The sequence below is a fragment of the Polyangium fumosum genome, assembly GCF_005144585.1.
Lineage (GTDB): Bacteria > Myxococcota_A > Polyangia > Polyangiales > Polyangiaceae > Polyangium > Polyangium fumosum.
On the sequence record NZ_SSMQ01000053.1, the window covers coordinates 14075 to 34933 of the forward strand.

At 68.3% G+C, this 20859-nt stretch carries 16 protein-coding genes; 7 read left to right on the forward strand and 9 right to left on the reverse strand.

All coding sequences use genetic code 11. The features are described from left to right. Positions 1-40: 40 nt before the first annotated feature. Together E8A74_RS36580 and E8A74_RS36585 are read right to left on the reverse strand one after the other, a co-directional pair. Positions 41-1351, reverse strand: a complete 1311-nt coding sequence (locus E8A74_RS36580) for an acetyl-CoA hydrolase/transferase family protein (RefSeq protein WP_136933725.1) — start codon at positions 1349-1351, stop codon at positions 41-43. Positions 1352-1370: 19 nt separating this feature from the next. After that, positions 1371-3035, reverse strand: coding sequence for an FGGY-family carbohydrate kinase (locus E8A74_RS36585; protein ID WP_136933726.1), 1665 nt, complete (start codon positions 3033-3035; stop codon positions 1371-1373). A 24-nt stretch (positions 3036-3059) separates the two neighbouring features. Between E8A74_RS36585 and E8A74_RS36590 the strand changes: the two genes are divergently transcribed. Genes E8A74_RS36590 through E8A74_RS36600 form a run of 3 tightly spaced genes read left to right on the forward strand, consistent with a single transcriptional unit; the run spans position 3060 to position 6504 of the window. After that, positions 3060-4049 carry an ABC transporter substrate-binding protein gene (locus E8A74_RS36590; RefSeq protein WP_136933727.1) on the forward strand — a complete coding sequence of 330 codons (990 nt, stop codon included), beginning with the start codon at positions 3060-3062 and terminating at the stop codon, positions 4047-4049. Further along, on the forward strand, positions 4034-5548 hold the full coding sequence (locus E8A74_RS36595) for a sugar ABC transporter ATP-binding protein (protein WP_211365530.1): 1515 nt from the start codon (positions 4034-4036) through the stop codon (positions 5546-5548). The genes E8A74_RS36590 and E8A74_RS36595 overlap by 16 nt, the downstream gene beginning before the upstream one ends. After that, the gene (locus E8A74_RS36600; protein WP_136933729.1) at positions 5545-6504 is read left to right on the forward strand and encodes an ABC transporter permease; all 960 of its coding nucleotides are present in this window, start codon (positions 5545-5547) and stop codon (positions 6502-6504) included. Before E8A74_RS36595 ends, E8A74_RS36600 begins: the two co-directional genes overlap by 4 nt. Positions 6505-6658: 154 nt before the next feature. Here E8A74_RS36600 and E8A74_RS36605 read toward each other — a convergent pair whose 3' ends face one another. The 7 genes from E8A74_RS36605 to E8A74_RS36635 form a co-directional block, all read right to left on the reverse strand. Further along, the gene (locus tag E8A74_RS36605; RefSeq protein WP_136933730.1) at positions 6659-9187 is read right to left on the reverse strand and encodes a hybrid sensor histidine kinase/response regulator; all 2529 of its coding nucleotides are present in this window, start codon (positions 9185-9187) and stop codon (positions 6659-6661) included. Positions 9188-9366: 179 nt separating this feature from the next. Beyond that, positions 9367-10887 carry a fucose isomerase gene (locus E8A74_RS36610; protein WP_136933731.1) on the reverse strand — a complete coding sequence of 507 codons (1521 nt, stop codon included), beginning with the start codon at positions 10885-10887 and terminating at the stop codon, positions 9367-9369. Between the two features lie 33 nt (positions 10888-10920). Next, on the reverse strand, positions 10921-12249 hold the full coding sequence (locus E8A74_RS36615; RefSeq protein ID WP_136933732.1) for an aspartate kinase: 1329 nt from the start codon (positions 12247-12249) through the stop codon (positions 10921-10923). A 113-nt stretch (positions 12250-12362) separates the two neighbouring features. Continuing rightward, positions 12363-13508: a chromate efflux transporter gene (gene chrA / locus E8A74_RS36620; protein WP_232379915.1), complete on the reverse strand. Its 1146-nt coding sequence runs from the start codon at positions 13506-13508 to the stop codon at positions 12363-12365. Positions 13509-13570: 62 nt separating this feature from the next. Continuing rightward, positions 13571-13912, reverse strand: coding sequence for a DUF2934 domain-containing protein (locus E8A74_RS36625; protein ID WP_136933734.1), 342 nt, complete (start codon positions 13910-13912; stop codon positions 13571-13573). An 811-nt stretch (positions 13913-14723) separates the two neighbouring features. Further along, on the reverse strand, positions 14724-17003 hold the full coding sequence (locus E8A74_RS36630) for an eCIS core domain-containing protein (protein WP_136933735.1): 2280 nt from the start codon (positions 17001-17003) through the stop codon (positions 14724-14726). A 611-nt stretch (positions 17004-17614) separates the two neighbouring features. Then, complete coding sequence (locus E8A74_RS36635) at positions 17615-18106, reverse strand: hypothetical protein (protein ID WP_136933736.1); 492 nt, start codon at positions 18104-18106, stop codon at positions 17615-17617. Positions 18107-18376: 270 nt separating this feature from the next. Between E8A74_RS36635 and E8A74_RS36640 the strand changes: the two genes are divergently transcribed. From E8A74_RS36640 to E8A74_RS36655, 4 genes are all read left to right on the forward strand, one after another. After that, a complete protein-coding gene (locus E8A74_RS36640; protein ID WP_136933737.1) occupies positions 18377-19246 on the forward strand; it encodes a hypothetical protein in 870 nt (289 codons plus the stop codon). Positions 19247-19433: 187 nt separating this feature from the next. Beyond that, positions 19434-19802: a hypothetical protein gene (locus E8A74_RS36645; RefSeq protein ID WP_136933738.1), complete on the forward strand. Its 369-nt coding sequence runs from the start codon at positions 19434-19436 to the stop codon at positions 19800-19802. Then, the gene (locus tag E8A74_RS36650) at positions 19780-19986 is read left to right on the forward strand and encodes a hypothetical protein (protein ID WP_136933739.1); all 207 of its coding nucleotides are present in this window, start codon (positions 19780-19782) and stop codon (positions 19984-19986) included. Before E8A74_RS36645 ends, E8A74_RS36650 begins: the two co-directional genes overlap by 23 nt. Before the next feature lie 66 nt (positions 19987-20052). Continuing rightward, positions 20053-20850, forward strand: coding sequence for a hypothetical protein (locus tag E8A74_RS36655; protein ID WP_136933740.1), 798 nt, complete (start codon positions 20053-20055; stop codon positions 20848-20850). The last annotated feature ends 9 nt before the right edge of the window (positions 20851-20859 follow it).

A 20859-nucleotide genomic window follows, 5' to 3' on the forward strand; every position in this document is an offset into this window, starting at 1 on the left:
GCCAAATTCCAGCGGCCGGCGCCTCACATGACAGGGGAAATCAGGCGGGATCCAGGAAAACGTAGCGACGTTGCTTCGCGGCCGCGAGCAGATCCGCGCGGTGGTCCGGGTGCGCGATGTCGATGAGCGCGAGCGCACGCTCACGAATGTTTTTGCCCCAAAGATCCGCGATGCCGTGCTCGGTCACCACGTAATGGACGTCGCCGCGGCTCGTCACGATGCCCGCGCCGGCCTCCAGCGTCGCCGCGATGCGGCTCACGGCGCCCTTCTTCGCCGTCGAGCGCATCGCGATGATCGGCTTGCCCCCGCGGCTCCGCGCCGCGCCGCGGATGAAGTCCACCTGGCCGCCGATGCCCGAGAAGAACCGGCCCGCGAGCGTGTCGGCCGCGACCTGGCCCGTCAGATCGATCGCGAGGGCCGCGTTGATCGCGATCATCTGATCGTTGCGCGCGATGGTGAACGGGTCGTTCGTGAAGCTCGACGAGCGCATCTCCACGAAGGGGTTGTCGTGCACCCAGCGGTAGAGCGCGCGGCTGCCCATCACGAACGAGGTCACGATCTTCCCCGGCAAGAGCGTCTTCTTGCGGCAGGTGATCACGCCTTTGTGCACGAGGTGCATCACGCCGTCGGAGAACATCTCCGTGTGGATGCCGAGATCGTGGTGCCCGTCGAGCGCCGCGAGCGCCGCGTCCGGGATCTTGCCGATGCCCATCTGCAGCGTCGCGCCGTCCGGCACCAGGCTCGCCACGTGGCGGCCGATCGCCCGGTCGACGTCGTCGAGCGGCTCGGCCTCGCGCTCCGGCAGCTCGTCGTCGACGGGCACGAGGTGGCCGATCCGATCCACGTGCAGGAACGAGTCGCCGTGGGTCCGCGGCATACGCGGGTTCACCTCGGCGAGCACGAGATCGGCCGTGTCGATCGCGGCGCGCACGATGTCCACCGAGACGCCGAGGCTCACGTAGCCGTGCTCGTCCGGCGGCGAGACCTGCACGAGCGCGACGTCGATCTTCACGCGGCCCGAGCAGATGAGCTGCGGGATCTCCGAGAGGAAGACCGGCATGAAGTCGGCGCGCCCCTCGGCCACGGCCTCGCGCACGTTCGCGCCGATGAAAAACGCCGTGTGGCGGAAGCGTCTTTCGAGGCCCGGCTTCACGTACGGCGCGGGGCCGAGCGTGAGCAGGTGGACGATCTCGTTGCCTTCGAGGTGCGTCCCCTTCTCGGTCATCGCCTCGACGAGCCGCGCCGGCTCCGCCGCGCCCGAGCCGATGAGGATGCGGCGCCCCGGCGGGATCGCCCGCACGGCACCTTCGGCTGTCGTGATCTTGTCCGCGAAACGCTCACGCCAATCCATGTGGTTCCCTGCCATCTCGTCACGCGTCTTCGCGCATGAGCGCGCGATACGCCATCTGATCTTCGTACATCCGCAAAAAGACCCGGTGCTTCCGGTCGTGGAAGCGCGCGACCTCGCCGCCCGTGGGCGTGACGACCGCGCCGGCCTCGCTCATCGCGCCCATCGCCGCGAGCACGGTCGGCTGATCGCCCGAGGCCACGGCGCCGAGGATCGCCGCGCCGAGCAGGACCGCCTCGGGCTCGCGGGGCAGGATCACGCGGCATCCGGTCACGTCCGCGTGTTCCCGCACGAAGACCGGGTTTTTCGTGTCCCCGCCCGTCGCGTAGAGCGCCTCGATCCGGTAGCCCGCCTGGTTCATCGCCGTGAGGATGTGCCGCGTCCCGTGCGCGAGCGCCTGGATCGTCGCGAGGTACAGGACCGCGAGCGCGTCGACGTCGTCCGCGAGCCCGAGCCCGCTCACCATGCCCTTGAGCGTCGGATCGGCCCGCGGCGAACGGTTGCCGTGGTGGTCCGGCAGCACGTGCACGTCGCGCGTGATGGCTGCCGGGAACGCGGCTTTCGCGGCGAGCGCGTCGAGCCGCTCGTTCAAGAGCGCGTACACCGTCGTCCCGCGCCGCCGCGCTTCCTCCGCGAGCTCCGGCCCCCGCGCGTGCGCATGCACGACGTGATCGATGAGCGCGCCCGTCGCGCTTTGCCCGCCCTCCGTGAGCCAGAGGCCCGGGATCATGGCCGAGTTGTAGGGGCCCCACACGCCCGGCACGAAGCGCGCTTCGCGGGACGACGCCATGTGGCACGTCGACGTCCCGCCGATGAGCGCGAGCCGCTCCTCCATCGCGCCTTCGTCCGGAGCCACGCCCTTCGTTGGGATGCCAAGCAACCCGAGCCCGCCGGCGTGCGCGTCGATGATCGGCACCGCCACGGCCGTCCCTGCGCGGAGGCCCAGCTCGGCCGCGGCGCGCTCCGTCAAACCCCCTGCGCGCTCGCCCATGGGCCGCACGCGCTTGCCGATGCGGGCGAACCCCTCGTCGACGAGATCCCCGAGGCCGATCGACCGGAAATACGTGTCGTCCCAGCGCCCGATGCTCCCGTCCGCGCCGGGCTCGTGCCCGAGGTAGGTCCACTTGCACACGGTGGTGCAGAGCGAACGCACGTCGCTCCCGGTCGCGCGATAGGCCAGAAAATCCGGCAGATCCAGGAAACGCGCGGCGCGCCTATAACTCGCGCCGAGGTGCGTCGCGAGCCAGAGGAGCTTCGGCGTCTGCATCTCCGGCGAGATCACGCCGCCCACGTACCGCAGCACCTCGTGGCCGCCGGCGTTGATGCGCGCGGCCTCCTCGATCGCGCGGTGATCCATCCACACGATCACGTTCCATCGATCGTCGCCCGTGGGGCTCACGGTCACGGGGCGATCGCCCTCGTCGAGCAGCACGAGCGAGCACGTCGCGTCGAACCCCACGCCGACCACGAATTCCGGGCGATCACCCGCTTCGCGCAGCGCGCTTCGCGTGGCCTCACACGCGGCCGCCCAGATCTCGTCGGACGACTGCTCGACGAAGTCCGGCGCGGGGCGATGCAGCGAGATCGGTCGTACGCCGATCCCGAGCTTGCGTCCTTGGCCGTCGAAGAGGGCGGCACGTACGCTCCCTGTGCCCACGTCGATCCCGAGATAGTGACGGTCTTGCATCCCGGCCGATTATACTCGGCGCCCATGTTTGGCCGGACCCTTCGTTTCGCCCTCACGCTCGTCGCCGCGCTGCTCCTGCTCTCGTGCAATCGAAGCAAGGACGGAGGCGCGACCAAGATCGCCGTCATCCCCAAGGGCACGACGCACGAGTTCTGGAAGGCCGTGCATGCGGGCGCCGTCAAAGCCTCGCGCGAGATCGGCGTGGAGATCGTGTGGAAGGGCCCGCTCGCGGAGGACGATCTCAAGGGGCAGATCGACGTCGTGCAGAGCTTCGTCGCCCAGGGCGTCAGCGGCATCGTGCTCGCGCCGCTCAACGACAAGGCCCTCGAAAAGCCGGTCGAGGGCGCCGTGAAGGCGAACATCCCCGTCGTGATCTTCGACTCGGATCTCGCGGGGAGCGCCCACAAGAGCTTCGTCGCGACCGACAACCTCGCGGCCGGCCGGCTCGCCGGCGAGAAGCTCGCCGCGCTGCTCGGGCAGAAGGGCAAGATCGCGGTGCTCCGCTACCAGGAGGGCTCGGCGAGCACGCAGAAGCGCGAGGAGGGCTTTCTGGAGGCCATCCGGAAGATGCCCGAGATCAAGATCGTGAGCGACAACCAGTACGGCGGCGCCACCACGGAGAGCGCCTTCGAGAAGGCCGAGAGCCTGCTCGCCGCGCAGAGCGCCGGCAGCGGCGGCGTGGACGGTGTTTTCTGTCCCAACGAATCGACCACGTTCGGGATGCTGCTCGCGCTGCGGAAGGCGGGGCTCGCCGGGAAGATCAAGTTCGTCGGGTTCGACGCCTCGGAAAAGCTCGTCGGCGCGCTCCGGGATGGGCACGTGGACGCGCTCGTCGTGCAGGATCCCTTCAAGATCGGCTACGAGGCCGTGCGCGCGATGGCCGAGATCCTCGCCGGCAAGCCCGTCGCGCCGCGCATCGACACGGGCGCGGTGGTCGTCGACAAGGCGAGCCTCGACAAGCCCGAGACGAAGGCGATCGTCGCGCCCGACCTCGCGCCGTGGCTCGGGAAGTGAGCGGCGTCGTCGCGCAGGGCGTGACGAAGGCGTACGGCGCGACGACCGCGCTCGCCGGCGTGGATCTCGACGTCCGCGCCGGCGAGGTGCACGCGTTGCTCGGCGAAAACGGGGCGGGGAAGAGCACGCTCGTGAAGATCCTGGCCGGCGCGGTGCGGCCGGACGGCGGGCGCCTCACGCTCGACGGCGCGCCGTTCGCGCCGAAAGATCCCGCCGCCGCGCGCGCGGCCGGCGTGCGCCTCGTCAGCCAGGAGCGCGCGCTTTGCCCGCACATGACCGTGGAGGAGAACGTCCTGCTTGGCGGCGAGCCCACACGGTTCGGCGTACTCAAGCGCGAGGAAGCGCGGGCGATCGCGGCCCGCGCGCTCCTCGCGATCGATCCTACGGGCGCGAAGAAACATCGCCTGCGGCCGGACGCGCTCGTGCGGGATCTCGGCCCGGGGGAGCGGCAGCTCGTGGAGATCGCCCGCGCCATCACGGAGCCTCGTTGCCGCTTGCTCCTGCTCGACGAGCCCACGTCGAGCCTCGGCGCCGACGACGTCGAGGCCCTCTTCGCCGTCGTCTCCCGCCTGCGCGAGGCCGGCCTCGCCGTCGTGTACATCTCGCACCACCTCGACGAGATCCGCCGCATCGCAGACCGCTTCACGGTGATCCGCGACGGCCGCACGGCCGGGACCGGCCGCGTCGCCGAGGCCACGCCCGCGGACATCGTGACCATGATGGCCGGTCGATCCATCGAGGATCTCTATCCACGATCGCCGCGCGTCCCCGGCGACGTCGTCCTCTCGACGCAGGATCTCGCGGGCGCGGGGTTGCCCGTGCGCGCGAGCCTCGTGCTTCGCCGCGGCGAGGTGCTCGGCATCGCCGGCCTCGTCGGCTCGGGCCGCACCGAGCTATTGCGCGCGATCTTCGGCCTTGATCGCGTGCGCCGCGGCGAGGTGCGCGTCGGCGCGTACGTGGGCCCGGCTTCGCCCGCGGCCCGGCTCGCGCAGGGCGTGGGCCTGCTCAGCGAGGATCGCGGCGGCGAGGGCCTCGCGCTCGGGCTCACGATCGCGGACAACGTCACGCTCTCGCGGCTCGTGGGCCTCGGCCCGCTCGGGTTCGTCACGCCTGCGCGGATGCGCGCGGCGGCCGCGCGGTTCATCGAGAAGCTCGGCGTCGTCTGCGCGGGGCCCGACGCGCCCGTCGGCTCGCTCTCGGGCGGCAACCAGCAGAAGGTCGCGCTCGCGCGGCTGCTCTACCACGACGTCGACGTGCTCCTGCTCGACGAGCCCACGCGCGGCGTGGACGTGGGCGCCCGCGCCGCGATCTACGCGCTCATCGACCGGCTCGCGTGTGAATCGAACAAGGCTGTCCTCGTGGTGTCGAGCGCGGCCGAGGAGCTCGTGGGGATCGCGGACCGCATCGCGGTCATGCACAAGGGCGAGCTTGGCCCGGCGCGGCCGGTGGGCGAGCTCGACGTCCGCGCGGTGATGCTGGAGCAGGCAGGGGCCTCATGAAGTACTTGCGTAAGTACCCGTTTCTCGGCCCGCTCGTGGCCGTCGTCGTCGTGTACGTGATCTTCGCGATCGTCGCGCCCGGCTCGTTCACCCGGGCGGAGAACCTCACGACGATGGCCGGCCAGACCGTGGTCGTGGGCATCGCGGCGAGTGGCATGACGCTCGTGATGCTGCTCGGCGGGATCGATCTCTCCGTCGGCTCGAACGTCGCGCTCTCCACGGTCGTCTGCGCGCTCTGCATGCGCGCGGGCGCGCCCGCGATCCTCGCCGCCGCAGCCGCCATGGCGAGCGGCCTCCTCTCCGGTCTCGTGAACGGCGCGCTCGTCACGACGCTGCGGATCACGCCTTTCATCGTCACGCTCGGCACGATGCGGGCGCTCCGAGGCCTCGCGAAAGGTCTCGCGGACGAGCAGAAGATCGACGCGCCATCCTCGGGCCTCGACGCCCTCGTCGCGCCGCTCCCGCCTGGGTATGGCTGGGCCCTGTTTCCGCCGGGCGTGTGGATCATGCTGGCCACGTCGGGGCTCGTGGCGGCGATGCTCGTGTACACGAAAGGCGGGCGGCACATCGTCGCCATCGGGTCGAACGAGGCCACGGCGCGGCTCTGCGGCGTGCGCGTCGAGCGCGTGAAATGGCTCGTCTATGGGCTCGCGGGGCTCTTTGCCGGGCTCGCGGGCGTGATGGAGTTCTCGACGCTCACGGTCGGCGACCCGACCGACTCGGTGGGCCTCGAACTCGAAGTCATCGCAGCCGTGGTGATCGGCGGCGGCTCCCTCGCAGGCGGCGAAGGCTCGGTCGCAGGCGCGCTCTTCGGCGCGCTCCTGATGACCGTGATCCGCACGGGATCGACCTACCTCGGGATCGACAACTGGGTGCAGGACATCGTCACGGGCGGCATCGTCGTGACCGCGGTCGCGCTCGATCGCGCACGTCGCGCGAGCGAAACGCGCCGCTGACGCTGACGGTTCGTATCCCCCCTGGCTGTTGGAAGAACTGCGCATCGCGCAGTTCTTCCACCCAAGGTCCAGCGCTGGCGCTGGTCCGGGTCCAGGGGTGGACAACCCCTGGTCGGGCCCGGGGTGAAACCCCGGCGCTACGCTGCCCTCAGGGCTAACTGGCCTCCCGCAGCCCTGCGAGCAGCGAGACCAGCTCCGAGGGCTCGAAGGGCTTTGCGAGGTGCGCTCGGTAGCCTGCGGCGAGCGCGCGTTCTCGGTCTTCGGGCCGCGCGAAGGCGGTCACGGCCACGGCGATGATGGCCTTTCCGCGGCCGTTTCGCCGCGCTTGGAGCTCGCGGAGGAGCGCATAGCCGTCCATGTCTGGCATCCCGATGTCGCTCACGATGAGGTCGATGGCCCGTGACGCGGAGACGTCGAGCGCCTCGGCGGCCGAGGCTGCCGTGCAGACGACGGCTTCGTGTTCTTCCAGCACGCGCTTTACGAGCTCGCGTGAATCGGCCTCGTCGTCGACCACGAGGATGGCCACGCCGTGCAGGAGCCGCGGATCGTTCGCGGGCACGCTCGGGGGCAGCCGGGAGGGCATGCGGAGACGCTCGCCGACTTCGCAGGGCAGCTCGACGGTGAAGGTCGCGCCTTTCCCTTGGCCTTCGCTCTCGGCGCGCACCACGCCCCCGTGCAGCTCCACGAGCCGCTTCACGATCGACAGCCCGAGGCCGAGGCCGCCGTGCCGCCGCGCCATCGACGAGTCGGCTTGGCGGAATCGTTCGAACAGAAAGGGAAGGAACTCGGGCGTGATGCCTTCTCCCGTGTCGCGCACGGTGATCACGGCGCCCTTGCCCGCTTGGGCCAGCATCACCTCGACCTGCCCGCCCTTGGGCGTGAACTTGATGGCGTTCGAGACCAGGTTCCAGACGACCTGCTGCAAACGCGCCGGGTCTCCGCGCACCGCGACACGCGCGGAATTCCGCGGCCCGCGCAGCGTCACGCCTTTGGCCTCTGCGGAGGCGCGACAGGCCTCGATGGCGGCCTCCACCACGGGGGCGAGCTGCGTCGGCTCCAGCTCCACGTGGATCTTGCCTGCGACGATGCGGCTCACGTCGAGCAGATCGTTGATGAGCTGCGCTTGCAGGTGCGTGTTCCGCTCGATCACCGCGAGCCCCTTGGAGAGCTGCTCCGGCCGGATCCCGGGCCGTTGCACGAGCTGCGCCCAGCCGAGGATCGCGTTCAGCGGCGTGCGCAGCTCGTGGGACAACGTCGCGAGGAACTCGTCCTTCATCCGGCTCGCCCGCTCGGCCTCCGCCCGCGCGGTGCGCTCGCTCTCGAGCAGGAAGGCGCGTTCGATCTCGACTTGTTTCTCCTTCGTCACGTCGCGGCAGATCCCCACGATGCGGAGGGCCTTGCCTGCTTCGTCGTAGGTGATGCGGCCGAGCGTGTGGATCCACCGCTCGCCTCGCTTCGGGTGCGCGAAGCGGAACTCGTGCGAGAAATCCGGGATCCGCTGCGCCATGCGTTGATCCATGTAGGCGTTCGCGCGCGCGAGATCGTCCGGATACACCCCTCGAACCCAGTCGGCGAGGTGCACCGTCCGGTTCTTCGGGTCGAAGCCGAACATCTCGTACTGCACCTCGGACCACGTGTAGAGGTCGCTCGCGACGTCGTACTCCCACCACCCGGCCTGCGCCCCGTCGAGGGCCATGCGGAGCCGATCCGCGCTCTCGGCGAGCGCCGCGGCGGCCTCCCTGCGCTCGGTCACCTCCTCGCAGACCACGTTCACGCCGACGATCACGCCGGACGCGTCGTGAAGCGGGAAGAAGCTCTCCAGCCATACCCGCGTCTTGCCGGGCTGCGCGGGCGTCTCGCCGACGAGCTCCACGTTCCGGAGTGGCTCGCCCGTGTCGAAGATCTTCTGGAACATGGGCTCGGCCTTGTCGGCGAGCCCTGGCAGGATCTCGCGCACCGAGCGGCCGATGTGCGCGGCCGGCGAAAAGCCGTTGATCTCGGCGAGCCGCTGGTTGATTCGCACCCAGCGGAAATTCCGGTCGATCACGCAAAGCCCGATCGGCGCGGCCGCGTACGTCGCTTCGAGCTCGGCGAGCTGCCGGCGCGCCACGGCCTCGCTCTCCCGCAGCGCCTCCTCGGCGCGCCGCGCGGCTTCGAGCGACACCATGACCTCGCGCTCGCTCGCCTCCAGCGCGGCGGCGCGTTCGGCGATCCGCCGTTCGAGCTCGGCATTGCGGTGACGAACCTCGGCCTCGGCGCAAATGCGGGCTTCGAGCTTTCGCGCCAGGACGGCTTCACGCGCGCGCCTCGCGCGCTCGTTCAGCATGGTGATGGCCACGCCCACGGCCACGAAGAAGCCGAGGCGCGCCTGATCCGCGAGCGTGGAGATGTTCAGGCTGCCGATCGGGCACAGGAAGAGCGCTGCGCCGAGCAAGGCGGAGAGGCCCGTGGCGACGAGGCCCGCGAGGACCCCTCCATACACAGCGGCGATGGCCACGGGCAGCAGCAGGGCGAGCAGGGGCGCATTGCCATCCAGCCACGGCTCCAGGGAGAACCGGACGAGGACGATCACGAGCATCACGGCCATGGAGAGGCCGTAGGCGTGGAGCGCCTTTCCCGGACCTACACGACCACTCCGGGGGGCCTCGAGCCGCGCTTCGCGGCATTCGTCGGCTGTTTGCATCGACCCTCGCTCGGAACGGCGGAACCAGGGCACACCCGTCCTGACAAGGCTAACGAGATGGCAGCACGTGCGCAACGTGGTCTGCCCTCTCGTCCTGCTCGCCCACGTCCGGTCGATATCCCTGGTCACAGGACCGACCGGGCCGAACGTTTGTCATGACGTCCTGACGCGGACGCGCCTCAGCCCGCCCGGTCGGCGAGGATGCGGACCTTGAAGCCGAGCTCGCGTGACAGCGCGACCATCTCGTCGAACACGTCCCCGTAGGCCACGGCCACGTGATTCGAGAGGTAATGCGCCATGAGCGTATCGCGTCCGATCCCCATGTCCGCGGCCATGAACGGCCATTCGCGCGTCGTGCCATTCCACCAGGCGTCGCGCACCACGGGCGGGAGCTTGACGACCTCGCCCTTGCCGATATCCATCCAGAGCGCGCCTTCCTTGATGTACGTCCGCGCCCAGGTCATCGCCCCGGGCAAGCTCTCGCCCGCGAACGAGCCGCCCGGCGTCGGGAAATACATCGCCGGCTGCCGGTAGCTGTGCGCGCCGCGCAGCGTGTCCTTGTCGTGGTTGAATGCGTAGGCGCCGCATGAACCCGAATTCAAGAGCACCCACAAGAACCGGCCCTCGTGCTCGCCGCCCCAGCGCACGTCGTGGAACATCACCGCCTCGTGCAGCCCTTTTTCCCGCAGGAGCCGCTTCATCAGCTCCATCGGGATCGCGTTGCCCTGGTCGGCCTCGGTCGCGCAGGCGATCGTCGTGCCATTGGACTCCGGGCGACACGCCGAATTGAACAGTCCCTCGGCGAGGTCCGAGGGCGGGCGCAGCGGGATCAGCCCGAGCTGGTATTGCCAGCCCAGGCAATCGGCCTTGTATTCGTTCACCAGGTCGAGCACCACGAGGTAATCACGGAGCTGCTCGCGCGTCGCGCGCTCGTCGAAATCGGCCGCGCCGTTCTCGCCCCAGTGGAACGAGAGGCCCCGATCCTTCACGAACCGGAGCGCGTCGTCGATTCGCTTCTCGGCGATGCCCCGGCCGCGATCGAGGATCCACGCCTGATCGATCTTGTGCTCCGTGAACCCGTGCTTGTTCAGGAGCCGCGGGCCGAAATACCCGTTGATCATGCCCATCGAGGTGTCGCCGAGCATGAGCAAGAGCACGCGCCGCTTGTGGATCTCCTCGGCCACCTTCCGGGCGATCGCCGCTGCCGCCGGGGCGATCGGGCCGGGCTCGCGGATCGCGTCCTCGGGCCAGGCGAGCCGGCCCGTCTGGCACCACGTGTCGAGCCGCTCCATGAAGGCCTTGTCCGTGGTCCAGTCCTCCGCGTCCGTCCAGATCCGCGAGAACGGCCGATCCAGGCTCTCCAGACAGGCGCCCGTGTTGAGCAGGCCCACGAGGCCGGGCCAGCGGCCCGAGAAATTCGACGCCAGGAGCAAGGGGTTTTCCTTGCTCACCACCCCGTCCGTCGTGTGTGGCCCGTAAAACCAGTGCACACACACGCCGATCATCGGGTCGTCGACGGGCCCGAGCTTCTCGATCGACTCGTGGGGCTTCGAGAGGAACCCCTCGATGCGATAGGGCGCGTGACCGAGCTTTTGCAGCGCTCGTTCGAGCTGGATTGTCGCGGCCGTGATGCTGGGGACGGCGACCTCGTTCGGCTTGGCCCGCGCGTCGCCGGGCCAGAACAGGGCGATCTTTTTCATCGCCTTCTGCCATCGACCACGCGCCGGCCGGCGTCAAGCGCGCTCGAAGAGCCTCTCGTGCAGCACCGCCGACGCGGCGCCTACGTCCTTGTCGGCCACGAGCATCGTCAGGCTGATGCTCTTCATGCCGTAACTCACCATTTCCACGTTCACGCCTGCGTCCGCGACGGCCTGCAAGATCGCCGCGCCGAGGCCCGCCTGCGCCGCGAGCCTCCGGCCCACGACCACCATCAGCGTCTTTCCCGCCTCGACCCGCACCTCACCGAGCCGCTCCAGGTCCGGCAGGGCGCGATCCAAAGGCTCGCGGCGGTCCGTCGTGAACGACACGCTCACCTCCGAGGTCGCGATCATATCGACCACGACCTCGTGCCGCCCGAGCGCCTGGAACGCCTCGCCGAGGAAACCCGCGGCGCCGAACATCCGCGTCGAGCGGATCGTCACGGCGAGTTGCCCTTCCTTGTAGGCGATGCTCGTCGCGGACAGCTCGCTCGGGGGCGCGGCCTCGCGGATGACCGTGCCGGGGTGCTCGGGCCGGTTCGTGTTGAGCACGCGGACCGGGATGTTCTTTTGCATCGCCGGCACGAGCGTCGAGGGGTGCAGCACGCGGCTGCCGAAGTAGGCGAGCTCCGCGGCCTCGTCGAAGCGCATCTCGGAGATCGAGCGGGCCTTCTTCACGACGCTCGGATCCGCGGTCATCACGCCGTCGGTGTCGGACCAGATCTCGACCTCCTCGGCGGCGATCGCGGCGCCGACGAGCGTCGCCGTGAGATCACTGCCGTTCCTGCCGACGGTCGTGATGTCACCGGCCTCGGTCTTTCCGACGAAACCCGTCACGACGGGCACGACGCCGGCCGGCACGCGCTCGCGCACCGCGCGTTGCATCGCGGCCTCGTAGCCGGGCAGGGGGCGCGCCGAGCCGAAGGCCGCGTCCGTGAGGAAGCCGAGATCCCAGACGTCGAAGGCCTGGGCGGGCAGGCCTTCGCGCGTGAAGAAATCGGCGATGACCCGCACGGCCATACGCTCGCCGAAGCTCGCGGCATAGTCGAGGCTGCGCAAGCTGAGCTCCCGCACGAGCGAGAGGCCCCGGTAGAGGGCCGAGATCTCCTCGTAGAACGGCGCGAGCAGGGCGTCGTCGCAGCCGAGATCGCGGGCGATCGCGGCCTGGCGCTCGATCACGCGCTCGGGGGCGTAGACGCCGCGGGCGGCCTCGCGCGCGCCCGAGAGCAGCGCGTCGGTCATGCCCTTGTGGGCCGAGCTCACGACGAGCGGCGTCCGCCCCGCGCGCCCGCGGACGATCGCGAGCACCTTCTCGATCTGCTTGCGGTTGGCGACGGAGCTGCCGCCGAACTTCATGACGATCATGGCGGCCGGACGGTAGCGCAGTGCGTCGAAACGTGCAGCCGGTTTTTCCGGGGTTTGGGGCGTCGCCCCGAGCGTCAGGTTCCCCCGGGGCCGCAGCGAACCGGATTCCGCATTTACGGCAAATGTCCGAGCGCGCCGCGGACGGCGAGGCCGGCGAGCGCGCCGCCCACCACGATCCACGTCGCATTGATCTTCGGCTGCATCGCGACGGGCAGGGCGGCGGCGAGGATCAGCCACGCGGGGACGTCGACGAGCGCGCCGCGGCCGAGGGCGATCGTGGCGGCGGCGAGCAGGCCGAGCGAGGCGGCGGCGGCGCCGTCGAGCAGACCCGCGAGGCGGGGCGCGGCGCGCATCTTCGGCAGGAGCGGCGCGCTCGCGCGGACGAAGACGAAGCTCGGGAGGAAGATGGCGAGCGTGGCGACGGCCGCGCCGGCGGGGCCTTCGATCAGGTATCCAATGAAGGTCGCGGTGGAGAGCACGGGGCCCGGCGTGAATTGGCCGATCGCGACGGCGTCGAGCAGCTCCGCCTCGGTGAGCCAGCCCCGCTCGGTCACGAGCCCGGCGCGGAGCAGCGCGATCAGCACGTATCCGCTGCCGTAGAGGACGCTGCCGACTTTGAGGAAAAACAGCCCGAGCGGGAGGAGTTTTCCCCCTGTGGTCGCGACGGACGCGGCGACCGGACCCAGGAGCGCGGCGGCCGAGGAGCCCGTGTTTTTCGTATTCGTATCGGAGGGCGGCTTCTCCGGCGGCTTCTTCCAGCCCGCGCCCATCGCGCCGAGGGCCGCGCCTCCGAAGAGCACACCGATTTCATTCACGCCGAGCACGCTCGCCGCGGCTGCGGCGAGGCCGAGCGAAAGGAACAAAAGGTCCTTCTTGCGAGGCAGGACGAGCCGCGCCATGGCCGCGAGCACGATCGAGAGCATCGCGGGCTTCAGGCCGTAGAGCAGCCCTTCGAGGGCGGGCAGCGTGCGCAGGCGCTGGTAGGCGATCGCGAATCCGGCGGTGATCAGCGCCGCCGGCAGGATGAAGCAGACCCCTGCGGCGACGAGCCCCGGCGTGCCGGCGCGGCGATACCCGAGGTGGATCGCCATTTCGGTCGAGTTCGGCCCGGGAATCAGGTTCGTCGCCGCGAAGAGATCCAGAAACTCCTCGCGCGTCACCCATTTCCGGCGGACGACGACCTCGGCTTCCATGAGCGCGACGTGCGCGGCGGGGCCGCCGAACGAGGTGCATCCGAGGCGCAAAAACAAGAGCGCCACCTCGCGCAGCCGGCCCGGAACGGCCGCGGCGGGTGGCGCCGGGGGAGGCAGAGCCTCCTTGCTCAGATGTGGACCCCGCCGACGAGCATGGCGTCGATTTCACGCTCGGCGACGAGCCAATCCTCCACGGGGTCGGTCGTGCCAAGCCCGCGCGTCTCGGCGCGGCGATAGGCGGTGAGCGCGATCAGCCGGCGGCGCTCCTCGATCGAGATGGGCCTGCGCTCGGAGGCGGCGGGCGCTTTGGAATCCTCGTCGATCACGGCCGGCGCTTCGGGCGCGGTCGTGGCGGCGACGGGCGGCGGCGCGATGGATTCGGCGACGGCGGCGGCGGCCACGGCGGCCTTCGCGCTCTTCTTGTCTGCGTCGCTCTTCTTCGCTGCTGCCTTCTTGCCTTTCGTCTTCATCGATCCTCTCCTCGGTGGTTTCGTCCGGGCGAGGCGGCTCCTAACGTAGCGGAAGGGGGAGGGGCAAATTTCGCGGGGGAGGAAAGTTGAACGCGCTGGTGAAGCAAAGGTTACGGGCGGGAGGTCGCGGCATCTCGGGGAGCGCGAGGGGGCGTGCTCGACTGCACGCAGGTCGCTGCGACCACTCGCCTGAGGGCTTGGAGGATCGCGCGATGGCGGGCGGTCTTTCCCGGGCCCGGTAGCGGGATGAAGCAAGTTCTACCGCCCGCATGCGCACAGAGCCTGTCGAGTCCATGGGTATCCAGCGTGGGCTTCCCGGGGGGTTCGAGCTCGCAGAATTTGTTTGCGAGGAGGGTCTTGACGAAATCATCCATGACACGCTGCGGAATCTGGCGCACACAGGAATCGTGCGGAAATCCCGTTCCGGTGTAGCTGCTGAGGTTCCCATAAGTCGCATCGCCGTTGCGCCGAACGGAGAGGTCCATGATCGGATAGCCCAGCGGACCTTGGACGACGTAATCGATGAGGATGTCGTCGTCCCGCGCCGGGGTGCCCTCCTTGAAGCAGCGATTTTCCAGCTCGGCCTCGTGCGTACCGTCGCTGGGGAGACCCGGCGGGGCCGAATCCTCGGCGCTCTCGACCGCTCGGGGCTCGAAGACAGGGGCCTGCGCTGTGTGCGTGGGAGGGGCGGAGAGTTCCGTTCGCTGGCTCGGCGCAGCGCGCGTGGATTCGGTTCGTTCCCCTTGTGATGCGCAGGAGACGACTGCGACGATACAAACGAACGCGGAGGGCACGGCGAGGAGGTGGCCCTTCATGGGTTCAGGATTTCGTGGGCGAACTCGGCGAGCCACCAATGATGCGCCTCCGTCCCGAACCAAATCCTGGCGTTCGTTTCGTCGCTGATGCGGCCCTCTATGACTTTCGGGTGGAGCTTCGCGAGGTTGTTCTTGTTGACATACCAGAACAGACCCGTTTGGAATTTCTCGATCTCCGCGATGGCCGCAGCGTGCTGACGACAAAACGTATCGATATTCACTTTGCCGGGAGCATCCTCCTGCTTTTTCGTGGTGAAGGCTCCGCGCGGGGGCAAGGGAAGCGCGTTGACGAGGGCCATGACATTCTTCGGCGGGTTCACCTCGCCACGTGCGATGGCATCCCGCACCAGCCGAACGTAGCCGATGGCTTGGACGCACGCGGGCGTCAGTTTTTTCGCAGGAGCGTCCAGCTTGTTGGGCACCGTGACATCGTAGAACGTCATGCCCTTCGGATCGATGTTTGCCTTCTGGAGCTCTGTGACGAATTCTTGATTGCCGGCATCGAGAATGGTTCGCTTCTTGACTTTGTTCCCGTCGAGGAGGGCGCGTCCCTCCGAATCATTCTTCAGGGAATTGACGAGCCCCCACCACCCGCGGCTGTGTGCCGAGAGATGGATCTCCTCGATGGCCGTGCTTTTCCGACCTGCTCTCTCGAGGCAACCCTGGATCTGGGCCATGCTTATCGTGGTCCTGAGCGGTACACCGATGAGGATCCACTTCGTGTCCGCGGCTGCGGATCGGAGGCCCTGGGCAAGGATGGAGTTGTGTCCGACGCCTATGTCGCTACCGTTCTTGGAATCGGAATCCACGTCGTTCGGAGAGAAGAACACGTGTACGAAGTTCTTGTCGGAATGGAGCGCCGGCGGTACGAAGACGGAAAATATACCGGACATGCGAGTGCGCCCAGCATATTTGTCAAGCCCCCCCAACTCGATCTCCTCGGAACGCAGGGGCTTCCAGCCCCATGTCCCTTCGGCAACCATCCTCTTGAGCCGGACGATGCCACTGCGTGTCTCCTGATCGATCTTTCCTGGAGTCGAGATCGACAGTATATGCTTGCGAGCGAGCATCTCGTGCTGTACGGCCGTCACGTCAGATTCCACATTTTGCACGCCACTGCCGCTGCCGATGCCGCGCCCCGGTGGCAGATCGAGCCCAAGGTAGTTGTTGGCCACCTCATTGGCGAGGGACGGCTCGAGCCCCCTCATGATGGCGGTACGCAGAACCAAGAGGTCTGGTCCCGTGAGCTGTGCGTCGAGGCCGAGTTTCCTCCATGCCGCCGCCGTGGTGTTGAACGTGGGGACATCAATCGCCCAAAGCTGGAGCAATCGCTCGAGCGCAGGCAACGCATCTCGCACGAGGTTGTCCTGCGCGGTGACACCAATCTCGTGTCCGAGCGTGACCCCGATGCGGAGCGAGAGGGTGTCGGCAGCCACAGGCGCATGAGCGCTGTTTTGTGCTTGCGTGTCGTCGTCGAACTGTCGCTGGATCACACCCGCCCGAGGAACTCTCGACTGCTGGCCGACGTGCACGAGCTCGTGTGCAAGGAGCCGTTTTCCCGTGCTCGTCCCAGGTGAATAGTGACCCTCTCCGAAGACGATGTGATGTCCGACGGTGTACGCTGACGCCTTCAGGGCCCGCGCCGACTCCGCTGACCGCGAATGGGTGTGGATTCGGACCGTACTCAAATCAAAGCCGAGACGTGGGGCGAAATAAGCTTGTGACGCGGCATCGAGCGGCCTCCCTGTGTCGGAACGCAGGGCCTGGTCGACGATCGACGGCACGTCCGCCGAGATCGCCGGTGCACCCGAAACGGATTTACGCTGGATGCGTCGCTCGTCCTCTTCTTCGTTCTGCTCACATGCCGTGCATTTGCGCTGCAAGGAAGCGGCCTGTGTCGTGAGGGGCGCACGTTGGATCGAGGCAGGCGCCGAGCCGATGGGCGCCGGCTCGGCCATTCGCATCACCTCGTCGGCCACCTCGTCCGCTTCGACCTCGTCTGGATCACGCGGAGAGCTGATGCTCGCTTTGCGCTGGACCGGCGGCGTGAGGGGGATGCGGGAGAAATCGAAACGGGGACCATACACGCGGGGCGGAGACGATGGGGTTTCCACGTCCGCTTCCGGCGCAGCGTGTCCGAGGCGTGACCACGTTGCACGGGAAGGCGCCGAGCGCGGCTCGAAGGCGTTCTCCCGCGACGCCTGCACCGGAAGATGGGACGCGGGCTTCGGGGCGGGCGGCTTTGTTACCGATTCGCGCAGTTTCCCGTCGAGCATGAGCCTTTGCCTCCTTCCAGTTGGGTTGACCCCAGTCTACAAGCTCTTGATGGACGTGCCCACAGCGATGTTCCTGTCGCAGGTGTTCCTCGTGGAGGGCCCGCATTTCGGCGTGGATGGGGTGCGGCTCCTCGACCGTGTCGAAACGACCGGAGCCCCCCGCGGGCACCCAAGGCGTCATCCACCCCCGCTTTTTGGATGAAAGGTGCAGGCGACCCCGTTCCTTGCCCCCTCCACGGGAATCACGCGCGAAGGACGCCCCGATCCTCCCCCGTGCACCTCCCGCGCTCGCCGAGGCGAAGCGTGATCCTCCCCTGGTCACGCGATGCAGAGCGGAAGATCACGCCGTCCCTTGCGTCGTCACGAGCTGCGCGGGGGCAGGCGAGCCGTCATCCGCCCCCCTCGACGATGCGCACGGAGGCAGGTGACGCCTGCGGCCCCCTTGGGCGGACGCAGCGGGCACAGGACAGGGGCGCACCTTTCATGTCATGCGCCAGAGCCCGCTCTCCTAGGGTTGCTTTTTTTCCTCGACGAGCTCGCTCGCCGAGAGCGACCGCGTTCGCGAGCTCTGCGAGAAGCTCGCGAACGGGGAGGGGATCCTCAGGCTCGCATCACGGGTTGTGCGTCACCGTGAAGTGCATCTCCTTGAACGTGGCGACGACCTTGTCCGGAGAGCCGAGTGGCGCGAGATCCATCGGTTCCTGGAGGTGGTAAACCGAGCCCTGCGGAGGAAAAACAGTCAGGGCGTTGTTGACCAGCGCGGCGGTCTTCGTGTTCCTCAGCACCATGGATCCACCGCCCGGCCACCACCCGAAGGTGCACTTGAAGTCGTGGTAGATCGTGTTCTGGAACGTGGGCGGCAACTGCTTGACGAGCTCGAGCGGGCTCAGTGGGGTCGTGTCGATGTCAGCCTGGGAGAGGGTGACCTTCCCGAACACGGGGTGGTCCGCCGACACCTCGTGGCCGATGATCTTGAGCATGACGCCTCCCAATCCGCTCGAGATCGTCTTCTCGACCCGGACCTTGAGCCCGCCCTTGAAGTCCAGCGTGACCTCGCCGAGGTCGTCCACTCGGAAGAGGACATTGACGGCATACATGGACATGGGGATCTCCAGACCGATCGGGCGTAAAAATGGGTTGAGCATACGCACCTCAATGGCTCGTGGGATGGGCGGCGTGCCAGCCCGCACTGCAAAGGCGACCCGCCTCGGGTTTCTTTCGCCGTGGCAGCCTCGGAAGGCTCCACGACGATTGCGTGTCCCCCTTCTAAAGTTTTCGGCCGCTGAGGACCATGGGACCAAAGTCCTATACGCGCGCATCGGGAGGCGTTCTCGCATGAACCGCAGGGGGGGACGGTGTATCCTCCCGCCGCCATGGATGACCCTTTCCGCGAACGTCGACTCTCTCCCGCCGAGGTGCGCCGCATTTTGCGCCGGGCCCTGGATCTCGCCGAGCAGGACGCCGAGACGCAAGCGATCGAGACCTCGATGACCGAGGCCGAGCTCGTGCGCCACGCGGGCGAGCTCGGCATTCCGCGCACGGCCCTTCGGAGCGCGGCGGCCGAGCAGGCGCCGCCCGAGAAGCTGAAGAGCCAGCGCGGCTGGCTCGGCGCGCCGACGCGGACGGTCGCCGAGGAGGAAATCGACGGCGAGATCGCGTCGGAGACCCACGAGGATCTCGTCGACGTGATCCGCAACGTGATGGGCGACGCGGGGCAGGTGCAGATCGTGGGAAAAACCCTGACCTGGACGCCCACGGTGATCCCGCAGGGGCAGCAGAGGCAACTCTCGGTCACCGTGCGCTCCCGCCATGGAAAGACGCTCGTCCGGGTCGAGGAGCGACACACGAACCTCGCGCTGGGCTTGTACCTGGGCATCGGGCTCGGCGTCGGGCTCGGCGTGGGCATGCCCGCCGCGGTGACGATCGGGACCGCCACGAAGGACGGCGTGTCCGCCGCCCTGGCCGCTGTCGCTTGTCTGGTATTCGCGTTCCTCCTGCCGCGCCTGATGTTCCCCTGGATCGTGCGGCGCAGGTCGAGAAAACACGACGCGCTGCGGAAGCGGCTTTCGAGCGTGATTCGCGGAGCGTCGCGGGACATGCGGGCGACGGAGGAAGCGACGGCGCCGCAGAAGCGGAAGCGGAAGCGGATTGCGGGCGCGGCGGCGGAGGCGGAGGCGGAAGCGGAGGCGGAAGCGGAGGCGGAAGCGGAGGAGGCGGACGCAAGGCAGAGGCAGAAGCGGTAGCGGGAGCGCGGGCAGCGAGCGAAATCTGATTGTGGACCGCTCCCGCGGCTCCCGCCACCCTGGCTCGTTTTCCCTTGTCGCTCGGCCGATCCACGTGCGATTCGGTCCTCCATGCAAGCAATGACGAGGCTCCGCTCGGCAATGCTGGGCGTGCTGATGCTGGGCTTCGTTGGGGCAGGGATGACGGGTGCGTGCGGGGGGCCTCTCGATCCGGATCGTCATCAAACATGAGGACGCGCCGCTCCAGTCGTCGCTCATCGAGATCAAGACCGTCCCGACGGAGGTGAGCGGTCCGTACCGCAATTTGACCGAGCCACAGAAACTCGCACCGGGGGAAGACTTCTACTGCTCCAGCGGTCAAGTCGACGAGGAGGGCAACAGCCTCAAGCAGAAGGACTGGATCCTCCAGGTCAACCGCAAAGCGCACAAGGGCGAGATTCACTCCGATCTCGCGGGCTTCACGTATCCTTGCAAGGATGAGAACTGCAAGCCAACGATGTGCACAGAGCCGCTCGTCCTCAAAGATCCGGCTGATGAAAACACGCCTAAAAAATGACCCAGATCGCGCGCAGGTGCACCACGTGGTGCCCATGACCGATCGGCGCAGTTGTCCCTGGGGCACGAACTCGAATAAGAACGCGGCCGTCATCTCGCGGGGGCTCAACCAATATCTCTACAACAAGGTTCCGCCGGAAAAGGAGGTGTTGCGGATCAACCAGGTTCCGCCGTACACCCTTTGACGCGGCAGGCGGACGCAGGCGGCGAGCACGTTGACGTCGAGACCGACGGGGTGTAGTCGAGGCACCATGATCGCGAGGGCCAGCCGCTTCGGACGCCTCGTCTTCGACCGAGACGCCATCGTGCGCGCCGCGCTGCGCGCCTACGTCGAAACCATCCTTGCGAGGGTGGATCCGTTCAAGCGACATAGGTTCGCGGTCTCCGACGGCGGAAATTGGGAGGGCGACCTCCGGCGTGGCGCCTTCTACAACGATGACGGGTGCGGAGACTACGAGGTCGTGGCGTGGACCGAGTCAGGCGTCGTCGGTCTCGCGTTCCATATGGGGTTCGGTCCGATCGAGCAGCTTGGCCTCTCGCTCGACGCGGTGACCGGCGGCCCGGACGACGTGCGCGGGGCCGTGCCAGGGCTCCCCGCCGAGCTCGAGCCCGCCTTCGTGAGGGCCGTCGGCATACTCCCCACTGGGGAGGCGCATGACAATGGGGTGGTGTATGGAGAGAAGCTGGCGGGCGTGGGCTTCTGGCTTTACGGCGATCGCGTCGCCGGCACGCTCTTCGACGATCCGTCGGCCTGCGGCGCCAACCGGCTGGCCGCGTGGGGCTTGCTCAAAGGCAATCGCCTGCCGCTGGCGTGTAGTGGACGAGTCGAGCCGTTCGAGGCGGACCAACCGAGAGCCGTGCCGATCCACGCGATCGTGGACGCGGTGACCGCCCGGGCGCTGCGTGGCCCCACGGAGCTGACGCCCGATGAGATCGAAACGCTCCTTGGCGCCCCGCCCAGGCCGGAGACACAGCTTTTCACGCGACAGCTTCAGAAGGTGGGCATTACCTGGCCCGGCTCGCCCGAGATCCCCGCGGTGCCGACATAACGGGCCAAC

Bases quoted from the DNA above. Each gene is read 5' to 3' on its own strand.
- E8A74_RS36615 (WP_136933732.1), bottom strand. From the start codon at position 12,249: ATGATCGTCATGAAGTTCGGCGGCAGCTCCGTCGCCAACCGCAAGCAG.
- E8A74_RS36580 (WP_136933725.1), bottom strand. From the start codon at position 1,351: ATGGATTGGCGTGAGCGTTTCGCGGACAAGATCACGACAGCCGAAGGT.
- E8A74_RS36635 (WP_136933736.1), bottom strand. From the start codon at position 18,106: ATGTCCATGTATGCCGTCAATGTCCTCTTCCGAGTGGACGACCTCGGC.
- E8A74_RS36590 (WP_136933727.1), top strand. From the start codon at position 3,060: ATGTTTGGCCGGACCCTTCGTTTCGCCCTCACGCTCGTCGCCGCGCTG.
- E8A74_RS36610 (WP_136933731.1), bottom strand. From the start codon at position 10,887: ATGAAAAAGATCGCCCTGTTCTGGCCCGGCGACGCGCGGGCCAAGCCG.
- E8A74_RS36630 (WP_136933735.1), bottom strand. From the start codon at position 17,003: ATGCTCGACGGGAAACTGCGCGAATCGGTAACAAAGCCGCCCGCCCCG.
- E8A74_RS36585 (WP_136933726.1), bottom strand. From the start codon at position 3,035: ATGCAAGACCGTCACTATCTCGGGATCGACGTGGGCACAGGGAGCGTA.
- E8A74_RS36655 (WP_136933740.1), top strand. From the start codon at position 20,053: ATGATCGCGAGGGCCAGCCGCTTCGGACGCCTCGTCTTCGACCGAGAC.
- E8A74_RS36605 (WP_136933730.1), bottom strand. From the start codon at position 9,187: ATGCAAACAGCCGACGAATGCCGCGAAGCGCGGCTCGAGGCCCCCCGG.
- E8A74_RS36600 (WP_136933729.1), top strand. From the start codon at position 5,545: ATGAAGTACTTGCGTAAGTACCCGTTTCTCGGCCCGCTCGTGGCCGTC.
- E8A74_RS36640 (WP_136933737.1), top strand. From the start codon at position 18,377: ATGGATGACCCTTTCCGCGAACGTCGACTCTCTCCCGCCGAGGTGCGC.
- E8A74_RS36650 (WP_136933739.1), top strand. From the start codon at position 19,780: ATGAAAACACGCCTAAAAAATGACCCAGATCGCGCGCAGGTGCACCAC.
- E8A74_RS36625 (WP_136933734.1), bottom strand. From the start codon at position 13,912: ATGAAGACGAAAGGCAAGAAGGCAGCAGCGAAGAAGAGCGACGCAGAC.